General features: G+C 66.6%; 20 protein-coding genes. 6 read left to right on the top strand and 14 right to left on the bottom strand.

Annotation, left to right across the window (positions count from 1 at the left end):
• Nucleotides 1-228: 228 nt before the first annotated feature.
• Nucleotides 229-1,104, top strand: a complete 876-nt coding sequence (locus ACOCG7_RS21135; RefSeq protein WP_244744103.1) for a manganese catalase family protein — start codon at nucleotides 229-231, stop codon at nucleotides 1,102-1,104.
• A 123-nt stretch (nucleotides 1,105-1,227) separates the two neighbouring features.
• Here the strand turns inward: ACOCG7_RS21135 and ACOCG7_RS21130 are convergent, their stop codons facing one another.
• Complete coding sequence (locus tag ACOCG7_RS21130) at nucleotides 1,228-1,653, bottom strand: NUDIX hydrolase (RefSeq protein ID WP_073431511.1); 426 nt, start codon at nucleotides 1,651-1,653, stop codon at nucleotides 1,228-1,230.
• Between the two features lie 227 nt (nucleotides 1,654-1,880).
• Between ACOCG7_RS21130 and ACOCG7_RS21125 the strand changes: the two genes are divergently transcribed.
• Nucleotides 1,881-4,589 (top strand): PQQ-binding-like beta-propeller repeat protein, encoded by a 2,709-nt coding sequence (locus tag ACOCG7_RS21125; protein WP_244744104.1) that lies wholly within the window; start codon nucleotides 1,881-1,883, stop codon nucleotides 4,587-4,589.
• Between the two features lie 194 nt (nucleotides 4,590-4,783).
• Here the strand turns inward: ACOCG7_RS21125 and ACOCG7_RS21120 are convergent, their stop codons facing one another.
• A complete protein-coding gene (locus ACOCG7_RS21120; RefSeq protein ID WP_244744105.1) occupies nucleotides 4,784-5,866 on the bottom strand; it encodes a glycosyltransferase family 4 protein in 1,083 nt (360 codons plus the stop codon).
• Between the two features lie 234 nt (nucleotides 5,867-6,100).
• On the opposite strand from ACOCG7_RS21120, the gene ACOCG7_RS21115 reads away from it, so the two are divergent.
• Nucleotides 6,101-8,407 carry an FdhF/YdeP family oxidoreductase gene (locus tag ACOCG7_RS21115; RefSeq protein WP_244744107.1) on the top strand — a complete coding sequence of 769 codons (2,307 nt, stop codon included), beginning with the start codon at nucleotides 6,101-6,103 and terminating at the stop codon, nucleotides 8,405-8,407.
• Nucleotides 8,408-8,458: 51 nt separating this feature from the next.
• On the opposite strand, the gene ACOCG7_RS21110 is transcribed toward ACOCG7_RS21115, so the two are convergent.
• Nucleotides 8,459-9,052, bottom strand: a complete 594-nt coding sequence (locus ACOCG7_RS21110) for a hemerythrin domain-containing protein (RefSeq protein WP_244744109.1) — start codon at nucleotides 9,050-9,052, stop codon at nucleotides 8,459-8,461.
• 442 nt (nucleotides 9,053-9,494) lie between these two features.
• Between ACOCG7_RS21110 and ACOCG7_RS21105 the strand changes: the two genes are divergently transcribed.
• Nucleotides 9,495-10,526 (top strand): flavodoxin family protein, encoded by a 1,032-nt coding sequence (locus ACOCG7_RS21105; RefSeq protein ID WP_342346029.1) that lies wholly within the window; start codon nucleotides 9,495-9,497, stop codon nucleotides 10,524-10,526.
• Between the two features lie 67 nt (nucleotides 10,527-10,593).
• On the opposite strand, the gene ACOCG7_RS21100 is transcribed toward ACOCG7_RS21105, so the two are convergent.
• Nucleotides 10,594-12,642, bottom strand: coding sequence for an NAD(+) synthase (locus ACOCG7_RS21100; RefSeq protein WP_244744113.1), 2,049 nt, complete (start codon nucleotides 12,640-12,642; stop codon nucleotides 10,594-10,596).
• 155 nt (nucleotides 12,643-12,797) lie between these two features.
• Nucleotides 12,798-13,325 (bottom strand): CinA family protein, encoded by a 528-nt coding sequence (locus ACOCG7_RS21095; RefSeq protein WP_244744115.1) that lies wholly within the window; start codon nucleotides 13,323-13,325, stop codon nucleotides 12,798-12,800.
• A 275-nt stretch (nucleotides 13,326-13,600) separates the two neighbouring features.
• Between ACOCG7_RS21095 and ACOCG7_RS21090 the strand changes: the two genes are divergently transcribed.
• Complete coding sequence (locus tag ACOCG7_RS21090; protein WP_114162485.1) at nucleotides 13,601-14,113, top strand: GNAT family N-acetyltransferase; 513 nt, start codon at nucleotides 13,601-13,603, stop codon at nucleotides 14,111-14,113.
• Nucleotides 14,114-14,165: 52 nt separating this feature from the next.
• Here the strand turns inward: ACOCG7_RS21090 and ACOCG7_RS21085 are convergent, their stop codons facing one another.
• The 8 genes from ACOCG7_RS21085 to ACOCG7_RS21050 all read right to left on the bottom strand — a co-directional run bounded on the left by ACOCG7_RS21085 (nucleotide 14,166) and on the right by ACOCG7_RS21050 (nucleotide 23,680).
• Nucleotides 14,166-15,650: a c-type cytochrome gene (locus ACOCG7_RS21085; protein WP_421379832.1), complete on the bottom strand. Its 1,485-nt coding sequence runs from the start codon at nucleotides 15,648-15,650 to the stop codon at nucleotides 14,166-14,168.
• The gene (locus ACOCG7_RS21080; RefSeq protein WP_244744117.1) at nucleotides 15,647-16,537 is read right to left on the bottom strand and encodes a cytochrome c oxidase assembly protein; all 891 of its coding nucleotides are present in this window, start codon (nucleotides 16,535-16,537) and stop codon (nucleotides 15,647-15,649) included. Before ACOCG7_RS21080 ends, ACOCG7_RS21085 begins: the two co-directional genes overlap by 4 nt.
• 374 nt (nucleotides 16,538-16,911) lie before the next feature.
• Entirely contained in the window at nucleotides 16,912-17,241 is a 330-nt protein-coding gene (locus tag ACOCG7_RS21075) for a hypothetical protein (RefSeq protein WP_073431503.1), read from the bottom strand.
• A gap of 12 nt (nucleotides 17,242-17,253) precedes the next feature.
• Nucleotides 17,254-17,940: a cytochrome c oxidase subunit 3 gene (locus tag ACOCG7_RS21070; RefSeq protein WP_347142915.1), complete on the bottom strand. Its 687-nt coding sequence runs from the start codon at nucleotides 17,938-17,940 to the stop codon at nucleotides 17,254-17,256.
• Nucleotides 17,937-19,886, bottom strand: coding sequence for a cytochrome c oxidase subunit I (gene ctaD / locus ACOCG7_RS21065; protein ID WP_244744119.1), 1,950 nt, complete (start codon nucleotides 19,884-19,886; stop codon nucleotides 17,937-17,939). Before ctaD ends, ACOCG7_RS21070 begins: the two co-directional genes overlap by 4 nt.
• Nucleotides 19,883-20,908 (bottom strand): cytochrome c oxidase subunit II, encoded by a 1,026-nt coding sequence (gene coxB / locus ACOCG7_RS21060; RefSeq protein ID WP_416448075.1) that lies wholly within the window; start codon nucleotides 20,906-20,908, stop codon nucleotides 19,883-19,885. Before coxB ends, ctaD begins: the two co-directional genes overlap by 4 nt.
• A gap of 375 nt (nucleotides 20,909-21,283) precedes the next feature.
• A complete protein-coding gene (locus tag ACOCG7_RS21055; RefSeq protein ID WP_244744120.1) occupies nucleotides 21,284-22,966 on the bottom strand; it encodes an ATP-binding protein in 1,683 nt (560 codons plus the stop codon).
• Between the two features lie 453 nt (nucleotides 22,967-23,419).
• Nucleotides 23,420-23,680, bottom strand: a complete 261-nt coding sequence (locus ACOCG7_RS21050; RefSeq protein WP_347142932.1) for a hypothetical protein — start codon at nucleotides 23,678-23,680, stop codon at nucleotides 23,420-23,422.
• Between the two features lie 143 nt (nucleotides 23,681-23,823).
• Here ACOCG7_RS21050 and ACOCG7_RS21045 point away from each other — a divergent pair, with 143 nt between their 5' ends.
• Entirely contained in the window at nucleotides 23,824-24,135 is a 312-nt protein-coding gene (locus ACOCG7_RS21045; RefSeq protein WP_244744121.1) for a hypothetical protein, read from the top strand.
• Here the strand turns inward: ACOCG7_RS21045 and ACOCG7_RS21040 are convergent.
• Complete coding sequence (locus ACOCG7_RS21040; protein WP_244744123.1) at nucleotides 24,125-24,511, bottom strand: hypothetical protein; 387 nt, start codon at nucleotides 24,509-24,511, stop codon at nucleotides 24,125-24,127. The genes ACOCG7_RS21045 and ACOCG7_RS21040 overlap by 11 nt on opposite strands.
• Nucleotides 24,512-24,634 lie beyond the last annotated feature (123 nt).

Here is a 24,634-nt window from a genome sequence, read left to right as displayed (position 1 = left end):
GAAAGACGTCGCCGTCGAACGACGCCGCCTCGTGATGTCACCGCCAGGTATGCCGCATGCGGCAAGCGAGGCGGCCGTGAGCGGTCGCCGCAAGCGCACGAAGCCGGGGGCGTTGCGCCGCTCACGCGCATAGCCGCAGACGAGGTCCCGCCGGCCTGACCCGCTTGCGGCACGTCCACCATCGACGCCGAGGCAATGGCGATTGTTCTACTTTTCAATGGAGAGATCATGTTCGTTCACAACAAGCGCCTTCAATACACAGTACGCGTGGCGGAGCCCGATCCGGGCCTCGCGAATCTGCTTCTCGAACAGTTCGGCGGACCGCAGGGCGAACTCGCCGCGGCATGCCGGTATTTCACGCAGGCCATCGGCGAGGACGATCCGGGGCGCAGGGACATGCTCTTCGACATCGCAACCGAAGAGCTCAGCCACCTGGAGGTCATCGGCTCGATCGTGGCGATGCTCAACAAGGGCGGGAAGGGCAAACTGGCCGAAGGCGTCGACGAGCAGGCCGAGTTGTACCGCTCGCTGACGGGCGGCGGCAACGACTCGCACATCACGGCGCTGCTCTACGGCGGCGGCCCCGCGCTGACCAATTCCGCCGGCGTGCCGTGGACCTCGGCGTACATCGACACGATCGGCGAGCCCACCGCCGACCTGCGCTCGAACATCGCGGCGGAAGCGCGCGCGAAGATCATCTACGAGCGCCTCATCAACGTCACGGACGACGCCGGCATACGCGACGCGCTCGGCTTTCTGATGACCCGTGAGATCGCGCATCAGAAGTCGTTTGAAAAAGCGCTCCATTCGATCCAGCCGAATTTCCCGCAAGGCAAGCTGCCGGGCGTGGCCGAGTACGCCAGCGTCTACTACAACATGTCGTCGGGCGACGACGCGCCGCGCGGGCCGTGGAACGAAGGCCCGAACTGGGATTACGTGGAGTCGCCGCAACCGGCGGTGGATGGCGGCGACGGGCTGGCCTCGGTGAACGTGAGCGCGCCGGATGCCGAGACCTTGCGGGCGATGGCGGGGCGCACCGCATCCGACGTCACGGCCGACCCCGTCACCGGCGCGGACCTGGGCTCGGGGCAGCAACGCGCCTGACCGCGAAGCGGGACGGAGGCGTGGCGGGAAGCGGGACCAAAAGCGGGACGAAAAGCGGGACCAAAAGCGGGACCAAAAGCGGGACCAAAAGCGGGACGCGGGCGATCGAACCGCTCCGCCCGCTCATCGGCCGCGTTGCGCCGGCAACGCGTGCAGCGGGCTCGAACGGCGCCCCGGACCGACCGGGCTGTTCTCGCCGAGCAGCACCTGCACGATGCCGCGCGTCGAGATGCTCACCCATGTCACGCCCACGTCCTTTGCGCGAATCCAGCGGCACCGGCTGATTTCATGGTCGGGCAGGGCGACCGCCGTGGGCGGCAGATGCGCGGCGAACACGTAATGGCGAGTCCGCGCGCCCCAGAACTCGAACACATAATCGAGCGCGATCCCGCTCAGGCGCGTTTCCTCGGCCAACTCGCGCAGGGCGGCGGCGTGCGCGGGCTCGCCGGTCTTGCAGCGTCCGCCGGGCAACGCCCATCTTCCGTTGGGCCGGGCGACGAGGAGAATCCGGTTGGCGCGGACGCAGAGAACGGTGGCTCTGTGTTTCATGGCGGCGATGGCGTGGTTTGCAGGCCGGGTTGGCAGGCCGGGTTTAGCGAGTTTGCTGACCGGGTTTGCTCGCACCGAAGCATGCGGCGTGCCGTGAGCAGGAACCGCATGTGCTACTTCCAAGGCAATTTGTCTGACGCTGCGCGTCGTTCGCGCCGCCTGTGTTTTCGAACGTCTCCGGCTTGCCCGGAGTTTTTCTTCGAACGCCTTTTGCCGAGGTCACCGTTATGTCGACGCCGCGCCGCTTTCCCGTCGCTCTCGCGCTTCCCGCCATCGTGTTCATGCTCATCGGCCTGGTGGTGGCCGTCGGGGGCGTTTGGCTGATCTCGCTCGGCGGCTCGTGGTACTACCTGCTCACGGGCATCGGCATCGCGCTGACGGGGCTGCTGGTGGCGATCCGGCGGCGTTCGGCGCTGCTGCTGTTCGCGCTGGTGCTGTTCGGCTCGACCGTGTGGGCGGTGACGGAAGCGCGCTTCGACTTCTGGCAGTTGCTGCCGCGTCTGTGGGTGTGGCTCGTGCTGGGCCTATGGCTGCTGTTGCCGCCCGTGACCCGCAGGCTGGTGTTCGGGCCGCCGGGCGCGCATCGTCAAGGCGCGTTGCCGCTCGCGGCCGCCGTCGTGCTGACGGTGTTGCTGGGTATCGGCACGGCGTTCAATCACCCATACGACCATGCCGGTTCGATCGAGGTCGGCTCGGCTCCGCCCGCCGCGCCGCTGGCCGGCGACGCGAACCGGCAGGCCGGCGACTGGACCGATTACGGCGGCTCACCGCTCGGTCAGCGCTATTCGCCGCTCGCGCAGATCACGCCGGCCAACGCGGGTCAATTGAAGGTGGCCTGGCAATTCCAGACCGGCGACAAGCCCGGCCCGGACGACCCCACCGAGACCACGGCCGAGAACACGCCGATCAAGGTCGGCGACAAGCTCTTTCTGTGCACGCCGCATGGCATCGTCATCGCGCTCGATCCGGTCGCGGGCAAGGAAATCTGGCGCTTCGATCCGCATATTCAGAGTCCGGCGGGTTTCAAGCATTGGGAGCACATGACCTGCCGCGGCGTGTCCTACCACGATGACAGTCTTTATCCGGCGAAGGCGGACGTGGGAGCTTCCGAGGCTGCTGTCGCGGGGGCACAGGGCGGTGCGTCGGAGGCGGTTTCGGCGTCTGAAGGTTCGGCTTCTTCGGCGCCTTCAGCGGCTGCCGGTTCCGAAGCTTCGGCGCCTTCAACGGCTGCGGCTGCGTCGGGCGCCGAGACTTCGGCGGCGGCTTCGGCCACGCCTGCCGCCGCTTCCGGCGGCGAGGCGTCTTCCGCGCTTGCCGCCGCGCCCGGTCCCAAGGCTTCCGCCACGTTCGCGACCAGGCCCGCCTCGGAATCCGCCGCGCCGGCTGCTTCATCGGAACCCGCCGCCGCGCCCGCGCCGAGCCTCGCCGCCGAATGCCCGCGGCGGATTTTCCTGCCCACCGCCGACGCGCGCCTCATCGCGCTCGACGCCGACACCGGCCGGCCCTGCGCGCACTTCGGCAGCAACGGTCAGATCGATCTGCGCACCAGCATCGGACCGTTCACGCCGGGCGGCTACTATTCGACGTCGCCGCCGGCGGTCACGCGCGACCTGGTCATCATCAGCGGCCACGTGACGGATAACGAATCGACCAACGAGCCGTCCGGCGTCACGCGCGCGTTCGACGTGCACGACGGCCACCTCGTGTGGAACTGGGACGCCGGCAAGCCCGACGCCACCGAACCGCTCGCGCCGAACCAGACCTACGTGCGCAACTCGCCGAACATGTGGTCGGTGTTCAGCGTCGACGAAAAACTCGGCATGGTGTATCTGCCGCTCGGCAACCAGACGCCGGACCAGTGGGGCGGCCTGCGCACGCCGGCTTCCGAGAAAGTCGCGGCGGGCGTCGTCGCGCTCGATCTGGCGACCGGCAAGATGCGCTGGAATTACCAGTTCACCCATCACGATCTTTGGGACATGGACGTAGGCGGCCAGCCGAGCCTGATCGATCTGCAAACCGCGAGCGGCGTGCAGCCGGCGCTGATCGCGTCGACCAAGCAAGGCAGTCTGTACGTACTCAATCGCGAAACCGGCAAGCCGATCGTGCCGATCACGGAAACCCCGGTTCCCCAGGGCGCGGCAACCGGCGATCACACGTCGCCCACGCAGCCAGTTTCCGCGCTCAATTTCAATCCGCCCAAGGTGCGCGAGCGCGACATGTGGGGCACCACGCCCTTCGATCAACTGTGGTGCCGCGTGAAGTTTCGTTCGCTGCGCTACGACGGGGCGTTCACGCCGCCGTCGGAACAGGGCTCGCTGGTGTTTCCCGGCAACTTCGGCGTGTTCGACTGGGGCGGCGTCGCGGTCGATCCGGTGCGGCAAATCCTGATCGCCAATCCGAGCTACATGGCCTTCACGTCGAAGCTCATTCCGCGCGCGCAGATTCCCGTGGACAACGGCGAGAAGAAAGGCAGCGAGACGAGCGGCATCAAGATGGCGCGGGGCACGCCGTTCGGCTTCGAGTTGAACGCGTTTCTTTCGCCGCTCGGCATTCCTTGCCAGGCGCCGCCGTGGGGTTATGTGGCGGGCGTCGATCTGCGCAGCAACCAGATCGTGTGGCAGCACAAGAACGGCACGATTCGCGACAGCGCGCCGTTGCCGATTCCGATGCCGCTCGGCGTGCCGAGTCTCGGCGGCATGGTGACCACGGCGGGCGGCGTCGCGTTCCTGTCCGGCACGCTCGACTACTATGTGCGCGCCTACGACGTGCGTACCGGCGATAAATTGTGGCAAGCGCGCCTTCCCGCGGGCGGCCAGGCCACGCCGATGACCTACGCCGGCGGCGACGGCAAGCAGTACGTGCTGGTCACGGCGGGCGGGCACGGATCGCTCGGCACGAAGCAGGGCGATTACGTGATCGCGTACAGGTTGCCGTAGCGCGTCGTCCTGGTGCGCTCGCTGCGAAGCGGCGCGCGCACCCAGGCGACTTCCGTCATGCCGCGCCTGCCGGAGCGACGGCGCAGTTGCGCGAATGCGATGTTCGAACGCCGGCAGCGGCCGGGCCGCGAGGGAAGCATCGGTGCGGCGGTTACAGTGGTAAGCGTTGCCAGCGCCGCAAGCGCCGCAACCACTCAGCGCCCGTACATCGAATAGTGCGCGACCGGAGGCTGCGCCGCCGCGCGCCGGTCTTCGAGCAAGCCTTCGTAGATGCTCAGATAATCCGCGGCCATGCGTTCGGCCGTAAAGCGCGCCTCGAACGATCGGCGGCACGCAACGCGATCGATCCGCGCGATGTTCGCCACCGCGTCGACGGCTTCGTCCACGCCGTCGACGATGAACCCGTTGACGCCGTGCTCCAGCACTTCGGGCACCGCGCCGCGGCGAAACGCGATGACCGGCGTGCCGCACGCCATCGCCTCGATCATCACCATGCCGAACGGCTCGGGCCATTCCACCGGGAACAGCAACGCGCGCGCGTTCGCGATCAACGCCCGGCGAAGGCCGCCGCCGACCTCGCCGAGATAGTCGGTGAAATGCGCCGATTGCTTCAGCAGCGGTTCGATTTGCTGACTGAAATAGTCGCGCTCGCCGGGATGAACCTTGGCGGCCATCCTGAGCGGCCAACCCGCGCGCCGCGCGATTTCCACCGCGAGATCCGGCCGCTTGCCGGGCATCATGCGGCCGAGAAACAGCAGATACGATCCCGGCTCGGGCTGCAATTCGAACTCGTCGAGCGGCAGGCCGTGATAGACGGTGCCGCGCCAGTTCGCCCGCGGCACCGGCCCGCGCTGATCGTTCGAGATGGAGACCAGCGGCGCCGCGGCGAATTCACGAAACAACGGACCGTGGTCGACCGGAAGCAACTGCCCATGCAGCGTCGTGAGCGACGCGACGGGCAACGAGTCGGCCAGCGGAAAGTGCAGCGGATCGCCGTGAAAGTGCACGACGTCGAACTCGTGCGCGAGATGCGCGACGCGCGCCAGTTGCCTCACGTGATGCGTGAGGGTGTCCCACACGCCGGCGTCGCGCCAGAGTCCGCGTTCGCAGACGGGCACGAGCCGCGCGCGCGTAGTCGAATCGGCGCTCGCGAAAAGCGTGACGTCATGGCCGCGCCGCACGAGTTCCTCGGTGAGATACGAAACGACGCGCTCCGTCGCGCCATAGGCGAGCGGCGGGACGCTTTCATAGAGCGGGGCGACCTGGGCGATTTTCATCGTTGCTTTCGAGCTGTGCGAGGGTTGCTTTCCACGGTGGTGGGTCACGGCCGTCATGGCCGATAGGTCGGAGGGACGCAAGGCGTGCGCGTTATCGCTGCCTTTACCCTCGTTATCGCTGCAGCAGCATCGGCTGTGCCATCGGAAACGGGGCGATCCCTGGCGCGCACATCGCGACGCGGGCATCGCGGTTGCTGCGCTGTGTTGCCGATAGCGTGTTGACCGGAGCGAGCGATGACCACCAAGCGCAATACCGAAGCCTATCCCTACGCCTCCGGCGGATGGGGTTCGCTCAAAGCGGTGACGAGGATTCTCACGCAGGAGCATGTCGCGTTGAAAGACGGCCGCGTGCTCGCGAAACAGAACAAGCCCGACGGCTTCATGTGCGTCAGTTGTTCATGGGCGAAGCCCGCCGAGCCGCACCTGTTCGAGTTCTGCGAAAGCGGCGCGAAGGCGACCGCGTGGGACACGACATCGAAACGGGTCACGCCGGACTTTTTCGAATTGCACACGGTCGCCCAGCTTTCCACCTGGCACGACCACGATCTGGAGGCGGCCGGCCGGCTCACCGCGCCGCTGCGTTACGACCCGGCCAGCGACCGCTACGTCAAGGTGAGCTGGCAGGACGCATTCGACGAAATCGGCCGCGAGCTCAACAGCATGCGGCCCGAGAGCGTCGTGTTCTATACGTCGGGGCGCGCCTCGCTCGAAACCTCATACATGTACCAGCTTTTCGCGCGCATGTACGGCACGAACAATCTGCCGGATAGCTCCAATATGTGTCACGAGAGCACGAGCGTCGGCTTGAAAAAGGCGATCGGCGCGGGCGTCGGCACCATCACCCTCGACGACTTCGAGAAGACCGATCTGATGTTCTTTTTCGGCCAGAACGTCGGCACCAACAGCCCGCGCATGCTTCACCAGTTACAGGACGCGCGCAAGCGGGGCGTGCCGATCATCACCTTCAATCCGCTGCGCGAGCCGGGTTTGATCCGCTTTGCCAATCCGCAGTCGCCGCGCCAGATGCTCACGCCGAACGACACGCTCATCAGCACGCAATATCACCAGGTGAAGAACGGCGGCGACTCGGCTGCGATTCTCGGCATCTGCAAGGCGGTGATCGCCGCCGACGACCTCGCGCGCGAGCACGGCCGCGAGCGGATCATCGACGTGCCGTTCATCGAGGAACATACGCAGGGCTACGAGGCATTCGCCCGTTACGCGCGCGACGCGGCATGGAACGACATCGAGACCGTCAGCGGTTTGCCGCGCGACGCGCTCGAAGCCGCCGCGGGCGAATACATGAAGGCCAACGCCGTGATGATTCACTATGGCATGGGCCTGACCCAGCACCGGCTCGGCGTGCAGAACGTGCGCATGCTGTGCAATCTGCTCTTTCTGCGCGGCAACATCGGCAAGCCGGGCGCGGGCCCCTCGCCGGTTCGCGGTCATTCGAACGTGCAGGGCCAGCGGACGGTGGGCGTGACGGAGAAGCCGGAACTGGCGCCGCTCGACAAACTGGCGAGCCAGTTTTCGTTCGAGCCGCCGCGCGAAACGGGCATGAATACCGTGGAGGCTTTCGAGGCGATGATCGCGGGCAAGGTGAGCGCGGTGTTCAACCTCGGCGGCAATCTGGTGCGTTCGGTGCCCGACCGCGCGCGGATCGAGCCCGCGTGGCGCAAGCTGCGGCTGACCGTGACCGTGGCCACCAAGCTCAACCGCAGCCAACTGGTGCACGGCGAGATCGCCTACATTCTGCCGTGCCTGAGCCGGATCGAAATCGACCGGCAGGCGAGCGGCGAGCAAGCCGTTTCGATGGAGGACAGCACCGGCTGCATGCATGGCTCGCGCGGCATGGTCGAGCCGGCCGGCGAGGAAGTGCGCTCGGAGCCGTTCATCGTGGCGGGCATGGCGAAGGCGACCTTGGGAGAGCGTTCGAGCGTCGATTGGGACGCGTGGAAAGACGATTACTCGATCGTGCGGGAAGAAATTGCCAAGACTTATCCCGAGATTTTTCACGACTTCAACGCGCGCATGTGGACGCCGGGCGGTTTCTTGCGGCCCTTGCCCGCGCGCGAGCGCAAATGGCAGACCGAAAGCGGCAAGGCGGAATTCATGGTGCCCGAAACCTTGGGCGAGGACCCCGACATGCCCGAGCGCGAACCCGGCGCGCTGCGGCTCATGACCTTGCGCTCCGACAGCCAGTTCAATACGACGATCTATCATCACGACGACCGCTTCAGGGGCGTGAAGGGCAACCGCATGACGCTGCTGATGAACGCCTCCGACATGGCCGCGCACGGCCTCGCGGAAGGCGACATCGTGACGTTGCAGACCATCGCGGACGACGGCGTCGACCGGCGCGTGACCGGCTTTTCCGTGAAGACGTATGAGATTCCGCCGGGCTGCATCGCCGGGTACTACCCGGAATGCAATCCGCTGCTGCCGCTTTGGCACTGCGCGAAGGAAAGCAAGGTGCCGGGCGCGAAATCCATTCCGGTGCGGATCGTCGAGACAGGGCGGCAGCGCGAAACGGCGTGAGCGTGCCGCCGCTCGGTGTCTTCCATGTCGCGTGCCGCCGCTTAATGCCGCTCAATGCTCGCGGGCCCGCCGCGGTTCGCGCGCTTTCGGCAGGCAATGCGTGACGCCGAGCACCAGCATCGCGCCGATCAGAAAGCTCGCCACCGGGAACGTGCCCATCGTATTGAGCGCGATTTCCGCGGGACGCTGCCCCAGCAGTTGCAGCCTGCGCCGCGTCATGCTGGCGCCGAGCGAATGAAGCTGCGTCTGCAAGGCGCGCTCCGCGGCCGGTAAAAGGACCGTTTCTTCGTCCGCGGCGTGGTGAATGACCTCGCGCATCAGTTGCATGAAGAGCGCGTCGTAGGCCGCGTTTTCCGGGCCCATCGCGCGCAGCCGGTTGATCGTCGCGCGCATTTCGTTGTGTTCCGGGGCGCTTTTGGCGAGCGTTTCGTCGTCGCCCATCACGGCCGCCAGGGCCGGATAGAAAATTTCTTCCTCCAGTTGCGCGTGAATCTCCAGCGCCGCACAAGTTGAATTGACGATCGCCTGCTTGCGCCACCAGGGACTCGTCGCGTGATAACGATGGAACGCGGCAAGCGCGTGCATGTGATCGAGGCGGATCATCGCGGTGATGCTCGGGGACATTCTGGACGTATCGGTGGGCATGGCGTTTCTCCATGATTGACGCCGGTATCGCGCGCATCGGCGGGCGACGCCAATGCGGCGTGACCAAGGACGGATGGCGTGCGGCAAGCAATGGGCAGGAGAATCCGGGGTCCGAAGTTCGCCTGCGCGGCTCGAATCCCGCATGCGCTGTACCTGCTCGCGGCGATTGGCCGGGCGCACCGCCGTGACGTCCGAAGCGGACCGCCGCGTTGGTCCGGTGCAGCAGCGGAATGTTTTTTGCTGCACGGTTCGCTGTGCCGTGACTGTGCGCGACTCGATGCTGCGCGGTGCACGATTCGCGGTACACGATTAACACGCCCTCGTGACGACAGACAGCCAACTCATGGACCCAACCCAAGCCCCGCCATCGCCCGCCAACGAGCCTGCCGCACAAAAGGTCGACATGAAAATCGACGTCAGAAAAGGACAGGTCACTGAAAAAATGTCGCGCGACGCGTTTCGCGCGCGCTTCATGGCGCGCTTTTACGACCCCGCGTTTCGCGGCGAAGACGAAGCCTTGGCGCGGCTCGAAAACATTGCGTGGGACGCTTATTCGCAAGCGCGTAAGTCGCCGGTCACCGACAAGGCCGGCCCCGGTTTCGCGGACCCCGGCTACGATCTTTCGGTCGAATGGCGCGCGGCCAGCGAGCGCATCAAGGCGGCGCAAGCGCGTCAACGCGATCCGGCATCGCGCGCGCGGGTGCTGGTGGTCAACGCATCGTCGCGAAACGACTATACGTGTCCCGGCGAAATGTCGAAAAGCTTCCGGCTCGCGAAACTCGCGCAGGCCACGCTGGAGCAGCAGTCATTCGACGTCGATCTGCTGGACCTTTCGCGCCTCGCCTCGGATCGCGATCTGCACATTCATCCGTGCAAGGGCTGCGTGTCGACCGCGATGCCGCTGTGTCACTGGCCGTGTAGCTGCTATCCGAACCATTCGCTGGGCCAGGTCAACGACTGGATGAACGACATCTACGAACGCTTCGCCGCCTGCCACGGCGTGTTGTTCGTCACGCCCGTCTACTGGTATCAGGTCAGCAGTCCGCTGAAGCTGATGATGGACCGGCTCGTCTGCGCGGACGGCGGCAACCCGGACCCGACCTCCACGCACGGCAAGCGCGTCGACGAAGCCAAGCGCCTCGAACTCGACGGCTGGGGCTATCCGAAACATCTGGCGGGCCGCGCGTATGGCGTCGTCGTGCATGGCGACGTGGCGGGTATCGAGGACTCGCGGCACGCGCTGACCGACTGGCTCGACTGGATGGGATTCGTCGAAGCGGGCGCGAAGTCGCGTCTGGATCGCTTCATCGGCTATTACGAGCCTTATGCGACGAGCCACGCCGCGCTCGATCGGGACGGCGACGTGCAGCGCGAAGTCGCGAACGTCGCGCGGGCGCTGGCTGAGACGGTACGGCAGGTCCGCGCGGGACGCTCGAACCCGGACGAGCCTCTGGAGACGCCGCGAGCGAAGTGATGGACAGCGAGCGAAGGGACCGCGCGAACACCTGGCATACCCCGCCCCGAACACACCATTCAAACGCTCAGTCCGGAATACGCCCGAGATCTTCCAGCCATACCGTCGCCTCGCCGTCGCTCGGCGCGCGCCAGTCGCCGCGTGGCGACAGCGAGCCGCCGCTGCCGACCTTCGGCGCGTTGGGAATGCACGAGCGCTTGAACTGGCTGGTGCGGAAAAACCGCTCCGCGAAAATGGCGAGATTGCGTTTGATGTCGGCCAGGCCATACTCGTTGCGCACCACGTTCCGCCCGGCGGGCCACACGCCGTGTTCGCGCTCGCCCCATGCGGTGAGCGCGAGAAACGCGACCTTCGACGGCGCGAAGCCGAAACGCAGGATGTGATACAGATTGAAGTCCTGCAATTCATACGGGCCGATCACGCTTTCGGTTTTCTGGTCGAGCACTTTCTCGACCTTGCCGGGCACGAGCTCGGGGCTGATCTCCGTGCCGAGGATCTGTTCGAGCACACGCGAACCCGCCGCGCCGATCTGCTCCGACTCGGCCACCCAGCGCACCAGATGCGCGATCAGGGTTTTCGGCACGCTCGCGTTGACGCTGTAATGCGACATGTGATCGCCCACGCCATACGTGCACCAGCCGAGCGCGAGTTCGCTCAGATCGCCCGTGCCGATCACGATGGCCTGGTGGAAGTTGGCGAGCCGGAACAGATGGCTGGTTCGCTCGCCGGCCTGAACGTTCTCGAAGGTCACGTCGTACTGTTCCTTGCCGGATGCGAACGGGTGCCCCAGGTCCTTGAGCATTTGCAGGCAACTCGGGCGGATATCGATTTCCTCCATCGCGCATCCCACGGCCTGCATCAGGTCCTTCGCCTGCTGCAAGGTGCGGCTGCTGGTCGCGAAGCCGGGCATCGTGTAGGCGAGAATGTTCGAGCGCGGCAGCTTCAGCCGATCCATCGCCTTCGCGCAGACGAGCAGCGCCTGCGTCGAGTCGAGACCGCCCGACACGCCGATCACCACCTTCGAAATTTTCGCGGCGCCCAGCCGTTGAATCAGCGCCTGCACCTGGATGTTGTAGACCTCCGCGCAACGTTCGTCGCGATTCGCGGCGTCGGCCGGCACGTAGGGAAAACGGTTGACGGCGCGCGCGAGCGGCAAGCGTTCCGCGTCGGGCAGCGATACGGGAACCGTGACCACCTCGAACTTGCCGACTTCCTCCGCATGACGGCGCGTGGACTGTCCGAAGGTGGTTTGCCGCATGCGTTCGCGCGAGAGCCGTTCGAGATCGACGTCGCCGTAGATCACGTGAGACGTGTCCAGAAAACGTTCGGATTCAGCGAGCAATTCGCCGTTCTCGTAGATCAGCGCCTGGCCGTCCCACGCGAGATCGGTGCTCGATTCGCCACGTCCCGCGGACGAGTAGAGATACGCCGCGAGGCAGCGCGCCGATTGCTGGCCGACGAGCTGATGGCGATACCCCGACTTGCCGATCACGATGTTCGACGCCGAGAGGTTCACGAGCACGGTCGCGCCGGCCAGCGCAGCGAACGACGAGGGCGGCACCGGCACCCAGACGTCCTCGCATATCTCGACATGAAAGCGCAACAGCGGCGCGGCGGGCACGTCGAACAGCAGCGACGCGCCGAACGGCGCTTCCTGTCCGCACAACGCGATTCGCGTGCACGACGCGTTCTCGGCGGCGCTGAACTGGCGCGCCTCGTAGAACTCGCCGTAATTCGGCAGATAGCTCTTGGGCACCACGCCGCAAAGCTTGCCGCCCGCAATCACCAGCGCGCAGTTGAACAGCTTGTGCTCGACCTTGAGCGGCGCGCCGATCACGAGCACGCTGGCGATTTTCGCGGAAGCCGCGATGATTTCACCGATCGCGTCTTCGCAGGCATCGAGCAGCGCGCGTTGATGGAACAGGTCGTCGCAGGTGTAGGCGGATACGCCGAGCTCGGGAAACGCCACCAGCAGCGCGCCGTGTTGCGCGGCCTCGCGGGCCAGTTCGAGCGTTTGCGCGGCGTTGAAATGCGGATCGGCGACGCGGCACACCGGCACCGCCACCGCGACGCGGGCGAAATCGTGAGTGTAGAGATTGAAGAACGATCGGCTCATGTTCTGGAAGACCTTCAAGGACTGCGGGCGGAAAACAGGCACGCGCAAGGTGCGGTGCGTGCTGTGCGTGCGGTGAACAAGCGCCGGATGACGGGTCGATGCGGGCTCATCGGATGCAGCGCGCCGCGCATCGGCGCGCGTTCGGCCTGTCGCATTCAAAGCGCCGCAAGCGATCGCCCGTGCCTGACGTTCGGCAACTGGTTGAAATAATGCTCGACCCGCGAGAGGGCGTAAAGCGCGGCGCATTGGCGGATCGTGATGCGGTCGCCGTCGAATACGCGCGTTTCGCTGAACGCATACTCGCGCTCGCGCTGCTTGTAGCGCCACGCGAAGCATTGCGTGCCGGGCGCGAGATCCGAGCCGTCCGGCGGCGGCCCGGCGAGCCCCGTGTTGGCGACGACGATGTGCGCGTGGCACGCTTGCTGCGCAAGCAGGCCCGCCGCCATTTCCCGCGCGACTTCCTCGCTCGTCAGGCCGAAGCGTTCGATCGTGCGCGCTTCCACGTTCAGAAAGCCGCATTTGCCCGAAGGCGAATACACCACCAGGCCGACGTCGAGACACGCGCCGCTGCCGGGCACGTCGGCGAGCAGCGAGGCGATCAGGCCGGCCGTGCAGGATTCCGCGGTGGCGATCACGAGGCCGCGCGACGCCAGAAAGCCAACCACACTGCGGGGAATGTTCATTGTTCTCCGGTCCTCCACGGCGCTCGATGAAGCGCTCCTTCCTCGCGTAGCAAGCGCGATACCCGCGCTTGCGCGCCACCGTCACCGTGCCTGGCGATTGCTAAAGGCGCGTTTGCGGCGGCGCGGCGCTACCGTTGCGGTGCGCTTCGGATCGCTCTGCCGGCGCGCCGTTTTCCGGCCCCTATACCGCGTAATCCTCCCAATTGCCGCAATGCGAAGATCGGTACAGCGCTTGCTGATCTTCCTAAGTACGCAACGTAAAGGAGGCGAGGTCGATGCTGTTCCCGACAATCGTTGTCAGCCGCGAGGACCCGTCCTCGACCGACGCACGCATCCTGCTCGACGAACTGAGCGCCACGTTGGCCGTGCTCACCGGCGACGGCGGGCAGAGCCGCTTTTCGGTGCGCGACGTCGCCGTGGACACCGCGCGTTTCGTCGTGGCGAGAAGCGCGTTCGGCACGCCGCTCGGCTGCGGCGCGTTCAGGCCGCTGCGGGAACACATTGCCGAGCTCAAGCGCCTCTATGCACGCCCCGGCGCGGACGGCGCGGGCAGCGCGATACTCGCGCATCTCGAACAGGAAGCCGGGCGGCTCGGCTATGCGGCGCTGTGGCTGGGCACGCACGCGAACAATCGGCGGGCCATCGAGTTCTATGAAAAGCACGGCTTTCATCCTATCCCGCCGTTTGGACCCTACGTCACGAGGGCGAACGTCTGCTGCTTCGAGAAACGGCTCGATGGTCAGTCGCCCGGCAATCAACGCGAAATCAGCATGCGCGGCGCGGGATGAGAGTGCGCGGCGGCCCTCCCGAACGCCGTTCGCGGCGTCGTTCGCGCCCGTGTCATTTATGCAATTTCTCCCGCAATGTGCGCACGTCGTTGGCCGTGACCGGCTGCGCGTCGTTGCCCCAGGACGTGCGAATCCACGTGAGCACGGCGGCCATCTGCGGGTTCGTGAGATCGTGCGCGAAGCCCGGCATCGACTGGCGCGGCGGTCCGTGCAGCGTGCTCGGACTATTGCCGCCTTCCACCAGCAGACGAATCAGCGACGTGGTGTCCTCGGCGATCACGGCGGGGTTGCCCGCCAGCCGCGGAAACACCTCCGTCACGCCCATCCCCTCCGATCCGTGGCAACGCGCGCAAAACGACGTATAGACGCGCGCGCCGAGCGTTTGCGGCGGGTCGACGCGGTTGCCGTTGCGCGTGGACGGATCGGGCCGCGCGTGCGGGTCGTAGCGTCCAGCCGGTTTTTGCGCCGGCAGGGATTTGAGGTAATGGGCGATGGCGAGCGCGTCGTCGTCGGTCAGATATTGCGTGCTGTCCTCGACCTGCTCGACCATCGAGCCGAAGGCCGCGAGCCCCGCGCCGTGGCCCGTCCTGAGAAACGCGGCCAGGTCTTGCGCGCCGATGCGGCCGAGCCCCGCGCCCGGATCGCCGGTCAGATTCGGCGCGAACCAGTGATCGTTGACGCCGCCCGTCAGCCAGTCCGACGACGATTCGTCATAGCCTTTTTCCTGGTAGCCGAGGCCGCGCGGCGTGTGGCAGGTGCCGCAGTGTCCCGCGCCTTGCACGAGGTAGGCGCCGCGATTCCATTGCACGTCGCGGCCGGGCTTCGGCTGATACGGCTGCGTCGGCAGGAAGGCCAGTTGCCAGAAATAGAGCGCCCAGCGCTGGTTGAACGGGAACGGCACTTTCGTCGGCTGATTGGGCTTCGCGACCGGCTGCACCGCGCGCATGAAGTACGCGTAGAGCGCTTGTACGTCGTCGTCGGTCAGTTTCGAGAACGACGGGTAGGGCATTGCCGGATAGAGCCGCTTGTTGCCTGGCGCGACCCCCTTGCGTAATGCGCGCTCGAAATCCGCGTAACTGTAGGCGCCGATGCCGTAGCGGCGCTCCGGCGTGATGTTCGTGCTGACGATGGTGCCGAACGGCGAGGCGAGTCCGAGCCCGCCGGCGTAGGCCGCGCCGCCGACCGAGGTGTGGCAGCCGGCGCAATCGGCCGCCCTGGCGACGTATTCGCCGCGCGCGATGAGGGTGGCGTCGGGGCTATGGGCCGGTTGGCTCGATGCCGATGCCGCGAGCGAGCCGAACGTCAACGCCGACGCGATGTGCCACACAGCCAGCAATTCGATGCGCCGCTTGTTGGTCGACTTCTTGGTCGACTTCTTGGTCGACTTCTTGGTCAACTTCCTGGTCAACTTCTTCGTCACCTGTCGTGGTCGCGCGCGGTTCGCCGGGTTGACCTGCGTGCGCGCCGGTGTGCCGCTTTCGAGCGTGGCGCCGCCGTCGCCGGCGCCGCGCTGGGGCAACGCTTCGCGCCGTTTCATGACGCGCCGTCCCGGCGCGCGGCCACGCCATTCGGAACGAGCGCGGCGGGCGCGCGCCGCATCAGCCAGCGCGCGCCCGTCACCAGTGCGGCGAGCAGATACGCGAGGCCGCCCGGCACCCACATCACGAGACCGCCCAGTTGCTGATCGAGCAGTGGATCGACGCCGAGCGCCGAGGCCGGTTCGACGTAGGCCGGATACCAGAGCCCCGGCGCGAGCGTCAGCAACGCGCCGAGCGCGCCGGTATGAACCATCGTCGTGAAGAGCGACAACATCGCGTAGCCGCTTTCATCGCGCCGGGCCGCTTCGCCGAACACGGTCCACCAGAACAGCAGCGCGCTCAGCACAAAGCTGGCGTGCTGCAGCGCATGCAGGCCGGGCGAGGCGAGCGCGGCCTCGAACAGACGCGGCATATGCCACGCCCATAGCGCCGCCGCATGCAGCAGCCAGGCGACGGCCGGCCGGCACAGCACACGCCAGATGCCGCGCCACGCTCGCGTGCGCACCGCCGCGCCGATTGCATGCCGCGAGAGAGGCGGCAACGCCCATAGCCAGAGCGCGAGCGGCCGTCCGAGGACGAGGAGCGGCGCGGCGACGATCATCAGCAGTTCGTGCTGCACCATATGCGCGGAAAACAGCGCGGCGCTCAGCGCATCGAGCGGCGACGCGAGGGCCGCCACGAGGGCGAGCCAGCCCAGGCCGAACGCCGCCAGTTGCCGGGCGCGGACGACGCGGCCTCGCCGGCCGCGCGTGCGCAAGCGCAGGTAGCCGAGGCCGTATAAGCCGAGGCTCGCGAGCAGCAAGGCGACGACCCACGGCTCGAAGGTCCAGTGCGGCATGAAGGACGGTGCGGCTCGGTCCGCGGTGGTCAGGTCATGCGCCTGCACGTAGGGACTTACGAATAGCGCAAGGGTAGCGGTAGCAGTAGGGGAAGCGGCTTTAGCAGTGGCACCAGCTTTGGCAACGGCAGCGGCAACAGCAGAGGCAACAGCAGAGGCGACCGCAACAGCAGAGGCGACCGCAACAGCAGAGGCGACCGCAACGGCAGAGGCGACCGCAACAGCAGAGGCGACCGCAACAGCAGAGGCGACCGCAACGGCAAAGCCAACCGCAACGGCAGAGCCAACCGCAATGGCAGAGCCAATCGCAACGGCAGAGCCAACCGCAACGGCAAAGCCAACCGCAACAGCAAAGCCAACAGCAACAGCAACAGCAACAGCAACCCCGACGCCACCCGCGCCGCAACCCGCCAAGACGTCCATCACACGCATGCGGAAATCAGCCATTGCGGAATCCACATCGCAACGAGTGCGAGCGTCGAGACGAGACCGACGAGCGTCGCCGTGCACGCGAGCATCGCGGGCCGGGCCGGCAAGGCGACCGCGGAGGCCGGCGCGATCAGGCTCGTCTCGCGCCAGCGCCGCCAGGCGAGCAGCGTCGCGATGACCGAAAAGAGCAGCGCCGCGCCGGTCACGCCGCCGAGCGGCAGCATCGTGCGCCACGCGCAGGCGGGCGGCACCAGCGCGTAGTCGATCGAGAGCGCCGCCAGCACCGCCGAGGGCGTGCCCAGAAGCGCGAGCCAGGTTCGCATGGTCGGTCTCCATCACAGCCGCGGCGCCAGGTAGATCACCGCATACACGGGCAGCCAGCTCAACACCACGAAATACCAGTACAACGCGTTTTCGCTGACGTCGACGAGGCGCTTGCCCTCGAACGGTCCGGTGAACAGCAGCACACCGAGCACGGCGGTGTCCACCGTGTCGGTGATCAGATGCGTGGTATGCAGGCCCAGCAGCAGCCACACGACCGAACCATACGCATTGGTGTTCCAGCTCACGTTCAGCGCGGCGAACTCGAAACCGCGCAGCACCAGAAACACCACCGCGAACGCGAGACAGACGGAAAGCCACAGCCGCGCGCCCGCGCGATCCTCGCGTTCGGTGGCGCGCTTGGCGAGCTGGTTGGGCCACATGCTCACGAGCAGCACTGCCGTGTTGACGCTGCCCCACACGAGCGCGGGCGGCGCGGCGTTCAGCGGCCAGATCGCAGTGAGGCTGCGCAGATAGAAGTACATCATCGCGCCGATCGCGAAGACCGTGCCTTCGATCAGCATCAGGCAGACCGTGCTCCACCACATCAGGCTGCGATGACTGAAGCCGAAGCTCGGCAAGCGGCGCACGTCGAGCGTCAAGATGTCGGGCGCATCGCGCGTGGTGTGCCTCGTGTCGTTGGCGTGCGCGGCGTTGATGGCGTTCATGGCACTCGCCGGCACCTTGCGAAGCTCCGTCATGGCCGCTGCTCCAGTTCGAGCGCGCGGCGGTTTTCGCCGCGATTCGGCCAGAACCAGCCGATCAGCGCGACGGCGACCGGCACCGAGCCCCACACGACCGCCCACGGCGTAAACACCGAGCCGATGAACAGCACGGTGGTGGCGACCGCGCTCACGAACGGCCAGATCGACGGCGACGGAAACAGCGGCCGCAGATCGGGGAGCGCGTCGAGCGCGGTGGTCGACAGCACTTCGCGGGCGTCGGCCGCGAGACCGCTCACATAGGCCGGCTGCGCGCCCGGCTCCCAGAGCGGATCGCGTCCGTGCACGACCGGCAGCGCATCGAAGTTATGCGGCGGCGGCGGGCTCGCCGTACTCCATTCGAGCGTGCCGGCGCCCCACGGATCGGCGCCCGCGAGCGCGCCGCGCCGATAGCTGCGCACCACGTTGACGAGGAACACCAGTACGCTCACGCCGATGGTCGATGCGCCGAGCGTCGCGCCCAGATTCAGGCCGTCCCAGCCCATGCCGTGCGGATAGGTCCACACACGGCGCGGCATGCCGTGCAGCCCGAGCACGTGCATCGGAAAGAACGCGACATTGAAGCCGATGAAGAACAGCCAGAACTGCCAGCGCCCGAGCGTTTCGTCCAGCATCCGGCCGGTCGCTTTCGGAAACCAGTAATAGAACGCGCCGAATAGCGGAAACACCGCGCCGCCCAGCAGCACGTAATGCAGATGCGCGACCACGAAATATGTGTCGTGCACCTGCAGATCGAGCGATACGGAACCGAGCATCACGCCCGTCAGACCGCCGAGCACGAGGATGAAGAAGAACGCGAGCACGAACCACAGCGGCGTTTTCAGATTCAGGCGGCCGCGCCAGAGCGTGGCGAGCCAGCAGAAGATCTGCACGCCCGACGGTATCGCGATCATCAAACTCGCCGCGGTAAAAAAGCTCTTGCCGAGCGCCGGAATGCTGGTGGCGAACATGTGATGCACCCACAGCCCGAAGGCGAGAAACGCGGTGGCGATGAGCGCGAGCACCATCGCCGGATAGCCGAATACCGGACGCCGCGCGAAGGTCGCGATGATCGACGAGATGAAGCCGAGCGGCGGAATGAAGATCAGATAAACCTCGGGGTGGCCGAAGAACCAGAACAGGTGCTGCCACAACAACACGTCGCCGCCGCGCGCCGGATTGTAGAAGTGCGTGCCGACGAGGCGATCGAGTATCAGCGCGGTGCTGCCGAGCATCACGGCGGGCATCGCGAACAGCACCATGAACTGCGTGACGAGCGTCGCCCACACGAACAGCGGCATGCGGTTGAGCGACATGCCCGGCGCGCGCAGCTTGAAGATGGTCGCGATCAGCACGACGGCTTCGAGCAGCGCGGAGAGTTCGGTGAAGGTGATCATCTGCGCCCAGATGTCGACGCCCTTGCCGGTCGAGTAATCGGGACCGGCGAGCGGCACGTAGCTGAACCAGCCGGTGTTCGCGCCCGCGCCGAGCGCGAACGCGACGTACAGCGTCAGGCCGCCGAACAGGAACACCCAGTAGGCGTAGGCGTTCATGCGCGGAAAGGCGACGCTGCGCGCGCCGATCATCAAGGGCACGAGCCAGATGGCGACGGCCTGCATGACGGGCACGGCGAACAGGAACATCATCGTCGTGCCGTGGATCGTGAAAAGCTGGTTGTACAACTCGGGGCCGACGAGGCGATTGCCGGGCCGCGCGAGTTGCAGCCGCATGGTGAGCGCGAGCAGGCCGCCCAGCAGAAAAAACGCGAACGTGGTGACGACGAAGCGCCGCGCGACCGTCTTGTGATTGACCGCCGCGAGCGCGCCGAACCAGCCGGGACGATCGCTCCAGGTGCGCGCGAGCGCGGCGCGCACCTCGGGCGTGGCGCCGGGGCCGTCGAACAGGCGCGTTTCGGGCGTCGACGAAGCGGATGGAGGGTCGCTCATTGCAGGGTTCCGAGCCACGCGACGAGGGCGGCCATGTCCTGTTGCGAGAACCGGCTCGCGGGCATCGACGTGCCGGGTTTCATGCTGCCGGGCGCCGCGATCCAGGCGGCCAGATTGGCGGGCGTATTGTCGAAGGTGCCGGCCGCGAGCATCGGCCGGCTCATCAGGTGCGTGAGGTCCGGGCCGAGCAGGCCCGCGGCCGACGTGCCGCGCACCGTGTGGCAATTGGCGCACGCGCCGGTCGTGAATAGCTGCTCGCCGCGTTTGTGCATGTCGGTCACGGCTTGGGGCGCGGGCTCGCGCTGATGTGCGGCCCACGCTTCGTACCGCGCGGGCGGCTCGGCCACCACCGAGAACGCCATCAACGCATGTTCGAGGCCGCAGAATTCCGCGCATTGACCGCGATAGGTGCCGGCGCGGTCCGCGCGAAATTCGATGGTCGCGTCGCGGCCGGGGATCATGTCTTTCTTGCCGTGCAGGTTCGGCACCCAGAAGGTGTGGATCACGTCGTCCGCTTTCAGCGAAATGACGACGGGCCGGCCGACCGGCACGTGCAATTCGTTGGCGACCGCGAAGGCGTCGCCGGCGCTGTCGCGGCCGTAGCGCGCTTCCCACCACCATTGATGGCCGGTCATCTCCAGATGCAGCGCATCGGCGACGGGCAGCCGCGACAGCGCGCGGTCGGTCATCACGTCGGCGAGCAGCAGGCCGAACAGCAGCACGACGGATGCGATGCTCGCGCCGGTCACCACGCGGCGTGTGCGTGCTTCCTGGCTCGACTCGTGGCCCGCTTCATAGCCCGCTTCGTGGCCCGCTTCATGGCCCGCCTCGGCGCGACTGTCAGGGCTCGGCTCAGGCGGCGTTTCGGACCACTCCCACGGCGCGGGTTCAAGACCCGCCTTCCGCTTGCGAGCCGACGCGCGCAGCATCGCGATCAATAGCGCAATCAGCACGGCGGCGAACACCAGCGAGCACACCGCGAGCGTGAGATTCCACAAGTTGAAGATGTGCAAGGCCTGCACACCGGCGGGACGCAGCGCATTCTGAGCCGGCTCGCCATTGGCGTGGGGCGGGAGACAGGCAACGGCGCAAAGCAGCGCGGCGAACCCCGAACCCGAACGGACGAGCCGCGGCTTCCGTGCAAGCGCGCAATCGAGCGCGGCGAACCACGAACCCCGGCGGACAAGCCGCCGCTGCCGTAGAGGACGCCATTGCTCGATGGTGCATGCGTTGCGGGTTTTCATCGCGCGGGGGACTGGATCGTGTGCCCGAGCGCCAGCAATTACCGTTCCCCAGCCGGGGCGCGGCGGTTTATCCGCAATGAACGCGCACTGAACGCGCACTGAACGCGCAATGACGCGCAATGACGCGCAATGACGCGCAATGAACACGCGCCGCTAGACGATTCCCTGAACCCGCCCCTCGGTGCGGTTCTCCAGAATGTGCTGAAGCTTTTCCAGCGACAGCGGCTTGGTGAGGTGGTAATCGAAACCGGCCGCCAGCGCGCGCGATTTGTTGGACTCCGACGCGTAGCCCGTCAACGCGACGAGCGTCACGTCGTCGAGGCGCGGGTCGGCGCGAACCGCGCGCGCCACGTCGAAACCGTCCATGTCCGGCATGCCCACGTCGATGATCGCGACTTCGGGATGCGTCTCGCCGATCAGGCGCACCGCATCGTGTCCATTGTCCGTCGCGCTCACGTGGTGGCCTTCCAGTTCGAGCAGGACGCTGAGCACTTCCAGCGCGTCGCGGTTGTCGTCGGCGAGCAGCAGGCGGGTGGGGCGCACCTGGGGCATCGTCATGGCGGGTTTCTGGGCCGGCGCGCTGCGCAGGATCGGCAGGCGCACCGTGACGAGCGTGCCCGCGCCGGCCGCTCCGCTTTGAATCGCAATGCTGCCGTGGTGCAATTCCACCAGACGTTTCGCCACCGCGAGCCCGATGCCGAGGCCGCCCTCGGAGCGGGCGCTGCCGCACGTCGACTGCGCGAATAGCTCGAACATGTACGGCTGGATCGACGGATCGATGCCGATGCCGTTGTCCCTGACCTCGATGACGACGCACCCCGGCTCGCCGGAACCGGCGGCATGCTCGGTACGAACCGACAGTTCGATCTTGCCGCCCGCCGGCGTGTACTTGGCGGCGTTCAGCAGCAGATTGCCCAATACCTGGCTCAGCCGCACATGATCCGCGCGCACGTGAACCGGCGCTTCGAGGCCGCTCAGTTTCAGCGTATGCCTGCGCGATTCGAGATGATGCTTGACCGCGCTGACCGCGTCGAACGTGATCTCGTTGAGCGACGTATCGCTCAGCTTGATGGCGAGCTTGCCGTGCTTGAGCCGCGCCGCATCCAGCAGATCGTCGACCAGCGTGCGCAGATGCTTCATCTGGCGTTGCGCGATGGTCAACACGGCGTCGGCTTTTTCGTTCGCGGCGCACAGGCGCTTCGCGGCCGAGATCGCGCCGTCGATCGGCGCGAGCGGATTTCTCAGTTCGTGTCCGAGCATGGCGATGAACTCGTTGTGTCGGCGATCGCTCTCGGCGCCGTCGTCGCGCACGTTCGCCATCGTCAGCGCGGCGCCGGCGACGACAGCGAGGCTCGACAGCACGCGGGCGTGCTCGCCGTCGAAGCGGCAGGCCGCGTCGTGAGACATCGCCCAGATCGCGCCGAGCTGACCGCTGTCCGACGGAATCGGAACGACGATGCCTTCATGCACGTCGATGCCCGCGAACCGCAGACACCCGAACTGTTCCTCGGGCCGCACGAAGAGCCGCGGGCGGCCGGCGTCGAGCGTCACGCCGCACGGGCACTCGTTCCACGCGGTGCTTTTGCCTTGCAGGCCCGCGCACGATCCGGCCACGGCGAGCCAGCGGAACGAGCGGTTGTGGGGCGGCCCTTCCAGCAGGCTGATGCCCGCGCTGCCCGCATTGCACAATGCCAGCGCTTCGTTCGCGATCGCTTGCAGCAGCGCGTCGCGCGAGCCGGTTTGAGCGCGCGCAAGACGGAGGAGGGCAAGGTTTTCCCTGGCGTGGTCGGCCGCCCTGGCCGGGCGCCGCGCCAATTCATCGGCATCGTCGTGCATGCGATTATCCAAACGGTCGGGGAACTGGCGGCGAGCGGGCAGACGGACTTCGTTGACCGCCTCCACAAATCAATATAGCTGAAGCCGTGAAAAATTCCGGGGGTTTCGTGCGCGAGCGCACAGGGTGAACGAGGGGCTGTCGTTGCCGACGAAATGATGTCGCGTAGAGCGCGCGAGCAGACGTCGTATGTGAAGAGGAAACCGCGGCCTGGCGCCGTTCGAAAACGGTGGGCTCTGCGTGGTCGCGGCCTTGTCGCCGGCGTGTCGATCAGCCGGCGCACGCGGGGAAGAAACTACAAGCTTGCAGGCAGGAACTGCGTCGCGTGTCACCGTTGCTGCCGTTGCTGCCGTTGCTGCCGTTGCTGCCGTTGCTGCCGTTGCTGCCGCGCGGCCGGCCCGGTCATGCGCCTCCATCCGCATGACGCCCGCGCGGCCACGGCGGCTACGGGTTCTTCATGCTTCCTCATCCGACTCCGGGGACCCGGTTTCCGACAAATCGTCGTCCCGAACTTCGGCTTCGCGCACACTCGTGCCTTCGTCGTCGGTCTCCGACACATCGGTCTTGAACGTGCCCGGTTCGCCGGCCTCTTCATCGGGGGATGCACGCCCTGGTTGACCGGTCTCCACATCGGGCGATGCACGGCCTGGCTCATCGGTCTCAGCGGGCTCAGCGGGCTCATTGGGTTCATCGGGCTTTTGTGCTTGCGTGGCCATGATTCTCTCCTTCGAGATTGAGGGTGCCTGCGCTGCGAGCAACGATCAAGCCCGCCTTTGCGGCGGCGCGGCGCGCGGCTTGGCGCACCGGGCATGGGCAATGCGGCCTTGTCGTCAAAAGGCCCACGAGGCAGGAGGTTCACATGCGAGTACAGACGATAGCCATTGCGAACCTGCTGGTGACCTCGACTGCCATGCCCGATTCCGACGGCGGTTTTCTATGGGCCGTGTTCGTCACGGAAAGGAATCCGGAACACCGGTCGATTCTCGAAAGGAGAGGAACCTGTGGACATGTGCCGAGAGGCGATGCGCTCGACATCGCGGCGCGCATGGCTCGCGAGATCGCCATCGGCCTGGCCGTGCTGGCCGACGATGCGCTCGCGTCCAGAACGGCCGGCGGCGTGGCGCCGCTCGCCCGCTCAGCGGCACCGCCGGTCACCGCGATCACTGAATAGGCGGCACGGTGCCGGTCTTCTGCGCGAGCAGGCGTTCATAGACGCCGAAGCGCAGTTCCACCTCCTGCTCGCTCAATCGTTCGATGCTCAGCGTGACCTTCTCGGCTGGCAGGCCGAAGACCGTGGAGAGCGCGACTTCGATCGGCGCGGCGCTCGCCAGATCCTGCTCGACGGTGGTGGCGACCGTGATCTCGAAGCTGCCGTCCTCGTCTCTCAGCAGAACCTCGACGAGCCGGGCGCGCGCGCTCATGTTGTTCTCGATCGCCAGCTTCGCGACTTCGGCGAGCGTGCGCAGCGTGGCGGTCGGAAAGCCGCGGGTCGCGCGCAAGCGAGTCCGGTGTTTGCCGAAAGTGACCCATTCCGCGTCAAAACTCATGATGCCTCCAGGGGTGAATCGGGTTGCAAGGGAATCGGGGGAGAGTGTAGGGATGGGCCAACGATTTTCAAGGGCGGCGAGGGCCGCTTTCGCTCAAAAAATTTCGCCGGGCGAGCTCTTGAA

It is taken from the genome of Paraburkholderia sp. DD10, from assembly GCF_049177125.1.
In the GTDB taxonomy this organism is placed as follows: domain Bacteria; phylum Pseudomonadota; class Gammaproteobacteria; order Burkholderiales; family Burkholderiaceae; genus Paraburkholderia; species Paraburkholderia terricola.
Note: the sequence above shows the minus strand (reverse complement) of the source record. Positions and strands in the feature narration are given on the sequence as shown.